This window comes from Pseudonocardia sp. EV170527-09, assembly GCF_008369905.1.
In the GTDB taxonomy this organism is placed as follows: Bacteria; Actinomycetota; Actinomycetes; order Mycobacteriales; family Pseudonocardiaceae; genus Pseudonocardia.
Window position 1 is genome coordinate 1 of the sequence record NZ_VRMC01000184.1, and the last position, 3,619, is coordinate 3,619.

At 66.6% G+C, this 3,619-nt stretch carries 5 protein-coding genes; 4 read left to right on the forward strand and 1 reads right to left on the reverse strand.

Annotation, left to right across the window (positions count from 1 at the left end; genetic code table 11):
• The 4 genes from FVA95_RS27880 to FVA95_RS27895 all read left to right on the forward strand — a co-directional run.
• The coding region (locus FVA95_RS27880; protein ID WP_240051782.1) for a ParA family protein at window positions 1–701 on the forward strand (701 nt) is incomplete at its 5' end.
• Window positions 698–1,027 carry a hypothetical protein gene (locus FVA95_RS27885; protein ID WP_149666793.1) on the forward strand — a complete coding sequence of 110 codons (330 nt, stop codon included), beginning with the start codon at window positions 698–700 and terminating at the stop codon, window positions 1,025–1,027. The genes FVA95_RS27880 and FVA95_RS27885, both read left to right, overlap by 4 nt.
• Entirely contained in the window at window positions 1,024–1,662 is a 639-nt protein-coding gene (locus FVA95_RS27890; protein WP_149666794.1) for a hypothetical protein, read from the forward strand. Before FVA95_RS27885 ends, FVA95_RS27890 begins: the two co-directional genes overlap by 4 nt.
• A gap of 3 nt (window positions 1,663–1,665) precedes the next feature.
• Entirely contained in the window at window positions 1,666–2,199 is a 534-nt protein-coding gene (locus FVA95_RS27895; protein ID WP_149666795.1) for a hypothetical protein, read from the forward strand.
• Between the two features lie 60 nt (window positions 2,200–2,259).
• On the opposite strand, the gene FVA95_RS27900 is transcribed toward FVA95_RS27895, so the two are convergent.
• Window positions 2,260–3,312, reverse strand: a complete 1,053-nt coding sequence (locus FVA95_RS27900) for a C40 family peptidase (RefSeq protein ID WP_149666796.1) — start codon at window positions 3,310–3,312, stop codon at window positions 2,260–2,262.
• Window positions 3,313–3,619: the final 307 nt, after the last annotated feature.

Below are 3,619 nucleotides of genomic sequence, written 5' to 3' on the forward strand. Positions count from 1 at the left end.
CAGCGGCACGCCTCCCCAGCGGCACGCCAAGCTATGGTCTGCGCATGCGGATCACGGTGGGGTCGTTGAAGGGCGGTGTCGCGAAGACGACGACTTCGGTTCATCTCGCGCTTGCGCTGGCGCAGTCTGGTCGGACGTTGCTCGTGGATGCTGATCCGGAGCAGGCGTCGGCGTTTCGTTGGTCGGAACGAGTCGGGGAGCACTGGCCGGAGGGATGTGTGGTCGCCCCGCTCGCCTCCCGGGATCTCGCTCGGCGAGTGGTGCAGATGGCGGTCGACTACGAACACGTCGTGATCGATACCGGGCCGAAGAATCCGGCCATGCTACGGAGCGCGATGACTGTGTCCGACCTACTGCTCGTGCCGTGCGCGCCCCGGCCGTTGGACTTGGAAGAGCTGCCCGCGACGTTCGAGTTGGCTGCGGAGGTCGACGTCACCCACCCGTTGCATGCGGCGGTGTTGCTGGTCATGGTCCGGGGTGGAACCCGGGCTGCCGCCGAGGCTCGCGCGATGGTGACCGAGGATCTCGGGTTACCACTGCTGGATACCGTGACCCACCTGCGCGAGTCCTACTCCCTGGCCTACGGCACAGTCCCGGATCCTGCCGAGTACGCCGCCGTCCTCGCCGAGCTGTCCCAGACCGACACACCCAGCAGCGCCCCCTCGCCGACAACCGGAGCGGCCGAGAAAGGAACGTCATGAGCACGCAGCGGGCGTCAGCATTTCGCGAACGTATGGCCCAGGCCAACACCCGGCCGAACACCACCGCCCCCACGGCATCCGCCGATGAACCGGTGGCCTCTACACCGAAGCCATCACCGCCGCCACACGACTACAAGTCGAAGTTCTCCGTGCTTTTCGACAACACCGAAGCCATCGAGTTCGACCGTCTCGTTCTCGACATCCGCGCACTTCTCGGCCGACGCGCCACCAAGGGTGATGTGATCCGATCACTCGTCGCACTGGCAGCTGACGATGCCACGCTGCGATCCCACGTCGCTGACGAACTACACCGCCGAGATCGGTGAGGCGCACCATCTGCAATGGTAGAATAAAAGGATTCATACCTGCCAGAGAAAGGCCTTCTGTGACGGTGGCGTTTCCCGAGTTCAACTCCGCAGCTTCCGGTGCCTCTGCGATTACTGACCGGTCGGGTGCAGTCCGGTCGATCCAGGGTGAGCAGGCCGAACGCTCCACCAGCACCCGGGTCCGGGCCTCCGATGATGACGTCGACGCCTACGTCGACGGTGCCTCTGATGAGGTCCTGGCCTGCCGGGAACGCGGACGGCACCTGTTCCCCACCATCCGCCAGGCCGGGATCCACTTCACCGACGTCGACGACACCGGCCTCCTGCTCCGGCGCCTGCGGTGTGGGTGCTGCCGGATGGCGGTCAAGGTCGAGAAATGGGAAGGCCTCCAGATCGGGGACCGGACCCGGTTCCGCCGCGTCACCTCCACCCTGGAGTACCGGACCAGCGACGACGGACAGACCTACCTCGCCCCCACCGGAACCGGGTTCATCACCCCACGCCAGATCGGCGACGCCATCGCCTCCCAAGCACTGTCCGGCACAACCCTCACCGCGCTGCACCGCGCCGCCGAAGCCGCCGCCGAAGCCGCCGCCGAGAGCGACACCGAGGCCACCACCGGGGTGGACGACTGACCCATGGGCGTACGCACCGTCCGGTACTGCGACATCACCGGTACCGCCTCAGACGACGTCACCCACCACGAACTCCAGATCGACCAGATGCGCGTCGAGATCGACCTGGTCGAGGCCGAATACCAACGCCTCCTCCAAGCACTCCAACCCTTCATCGACGCAGGACACGTCGACGCCTCCATCCCCACACCCACCGCCACCGCCGGGACTCCCACGACAGGAGACGGCCAGCCCCGGGACCTACTGGCCGATCTGACAGCGATCATGGCGGGCCGGAAACGGGTGGAACTGAAAGAAGCTGTGGCATCGCTACAGCAACTGGACCCCGCCACCTACGGGACATGGGCGCCCCGAGTTCTAGCGAAAGCGTTGCCGGCCGCCGCCAAGCCCTACAGATCCGACGGCGGCCGATGGATCCCGATGAAAAGGATCCTCGCAGCCCGCGGAACACCCACCACACGACACCCGAAGCGAGCGCAGAGACAGTCACAGCGAGCTGGGGTAGCGAAACCCGAGTCGAGGACGGGCCTGTTCTGACCAGACTCCTCCGACTTCAGCTGGCCAGAACTTTTCCTTCCGGAAGGCTTCTTCCACCATTCACGCTGCTGGGTTGTGGGTGGCGCGGACGGCGCCGATGAACTCGCCCGCGTAGTAGGTGTTGTTCCAGATGTCGGGTTCGGTTCTGACGGTGTCGCCGGTCTGTGGGGCGTGCAGCATCTGGTTGTTGCCGAGGTAGAGGCCGACGTGGTGGATCCCGCCCGGTCGGCCGGTGGCCGAGAACAGGAGCATGTCCCCGGGTTGGACCTGGGCGGGGTCGGTGACCGGCGGTTGGAAACGGCTCCAGATGGCCTGGGTCTGGTGCGGGACGTCGATCCCGATCGCGGCGAATGCGTAGACCATGAGCCCGGAACAGTCGAACCCACCCAGGGTGGGGCCGGTCGCGTCACCACCGGCCCACACATACGGTTGCCCGGTCTGTGACAGGGCGCGGTCGATGACCTGACCGATCCGCGGGTCCACCGACCCCGGCCCCGAGGCCGCCCCTCCCGGCCTGTCGCTGCCGCCCTGCGGCCCGGGGGTGCAGGTGATGTCACTGAGGGCGCCGACCAGCAGAGACGCCGCGTGTTCCCATTTCGCGTAGGCGTCGGGGAACGCCGAGACCTGCACCCGCTGCGCAGCCTGGGTCAGTGGCAGCGTCTCCCACCCGGGCATCTCCACGAGCCGTTCATAGAACAACCGCGCCGAGGCCCGCGGGTCCATCCGGGTCGCCACGTCACCCCACCCGGCCTCGCGCTGCTGGAACAGCCCGACCGAGTCATGATCCGAGCCGACCGCCTCGTGCGGGCGGACCATGGACTCGCCGACGCTGGTATTGGCGTAGTTCAGCAGCGTGGACTCCTGCATCGCGGTCGCGACCGCGACGACCTGGCCCCGCACACCGACACCCAGCTCTCGACCCGTCGCGACGATATGAGCGGCGTTGGACACCTGGACAGGCCCGAAACCCTCGACCACATCGGCCGGGTCGACCCCCGCGGGAGCGCACACCACCCCAGGTACGCCCAGACTCTGCGGCCGACCACCGGAGACGACACCGCCACCGATCGCGATCACGAACAACAACGCGATCACCACCAGCAGCGCCCCCACACACGCCCCACCTGAGCTTGGCCCCCTGCGCCGGACACTGACGGTGTGGGGTCAGTGATCTTGGTGTGGCGGGGTGTGGGCTGTTTCGTAGTCGGCTGGGCTGAGCATCCCGATGCTGGAGTGGCGCCTGATCGGGTTGTACCAGCGGCGGATTCTAGCGATCGTTGCGAATCGTTTGTCTAGTAGTCCGGTCTTTCCAGCGTTGCACTTCTTGCGTCGGGGTTCGGTCCCCGAGGCATAAGCGTGGTCGATTGTTCAGCTCCTGGGCGATCAGCTCGGCCTCGCTTCTGCTCGTCTTTCCGAGGTC

Excerpts from the sequence above, each read along its gene's own strand:
- FVA95_RS27885 (WP_149666793.1), top strand. The coding sequence starts at position 698 with ATGAGCACGCAGCGGGCGTCAGCATTTCGCGAACGTATGGCCCAGGCC.
- FVA95_RS27895 (WP_149666795.1), top strand. The coding sequence starts at position 1,666 with ATGGGCGTACGCACCGTCCGGTACTGCGACATCACCGGTACCGCCTCA.